This window comes from Burkholderia reimsis (assembly GCF_003294055.1).
Classification (GTDB): Bacteria; Pseudomonadota; Gammaproteobacteria; order Burkholderiales; family Burkholderiaceae; genus Burkholderia; species Burkholderia cepacia.
On record NZ_QMFZ01000142.1, the window covers coordinates 1 to 528 of the forward strand.

Below are 528 nucleotides of genomic sequence, written 5' to 3' on the forward strand. Positions count from 1 at the left end.
ATGTGGCTGATCCTGTTCCCGTACAACCTGTTCTCCGCCTTGTGCTGGTATGTGGTGTGCCGCGTGTTCAACGTGCGCAGCGCACCGCCGCCGGCGGAAGCCTTGGAGCGTTGAATCGATGGCGATGACATGGCGATTTTCCCGACAAACGCGAACTGGTGTGGCACCGGCCATCCGCGATCAATTGGTTAGCATTGGCCGGGACCTGTTGTGTTTGCGAAATCCATGGGTGGCGGATTCGGTATTCATGGGGAAAATGTACGCCTCGTCAATGCTGATGCTCCTGCTGCTGGATATCACAATATGGAGAGACTCTAACATTTGGCGTCTGGCAGACCTCCTTGACCTCTTATTATGCGTAATGGTGGTAGTAGGCCCTTTTTTTGCTGCGCCTTTTCTTTGGTACCGCATCTTCTTCATCAAGCGGCTTTCCAATTTCTACTTCAACCGCAAGACGCGCAAGGTCTACTACCAGCGCAACAAGACCCTGATTGCGTTCGACTGGGCACGGACCGAAGGCGCCGAATT

General features: G+C 54.0%; 1 protein-coding gene. It reads left to right on the plus strand.

What is annotated here, in order from left to right; translation table 11 throughout:
* Positions 1–118 precede the first annotated feature (118 nt).
* Positions 119–528: hypothetical protein (locus DPV79_RS41650; RefSeq protein WP_341867654.1), on the plus strand; the 410-nt coding region annotated here is incomplete at its 3' end.